The sequence below is a fragment of the Shigella sp. FC1544 genome, assembly GCF_001722145.1.
Lineage (GTDB): Bacteria > Pseudomonadota > Gammaproteobacteria > Enterobacterales > Enterobacteriaceae > Escherichia > Escherichia coli.
Map to the genome: position 1 here is coordinate 1 of NZ_MECT01000492.1, position 306 is coordinate 306.

The window sequence follows — 306 nt, forward strand, 5'->3', positions numbered from 1 at the left end:
GGCCAGTAACCTTTCAGATGTTCCGCCATTTTAATCATCTGATATCTCACCAGATTATAAGCCAGTAAGACACCCCACAGCTCTTGCTCCACAAGCTCCGGCTTTTTACTTCTCAGCGTCAGCCTGCTCAGTTGCATCGTCTGTTTTATCTCCCTGTATCCCAGTTCAATTTCCCAGCGATGACTGTACAGATCCGCCATTTCTCCTCCGGGGAAGCGCATGGCGTCCGTCATCGACGTCAGCAGATGGCAGACTTTTCCTTTGCGCGTCACGGTCAGCAGGCGGGCTGTCACTTCATTTCCCAGT

1 protein-coding gene is annotated in these 306 nt (G+C 51.6%); it reads right to left on the reverse strand.

Annotated elements, in window-relative coordinates; genetic code table 11:
- Positions 1 to 306: transposase (locus BGK49_RS18890; RefSeq protein ID WP_146628143.1), on the reverse strand; the 306-nt coding region annotated here is incomplete at both ends.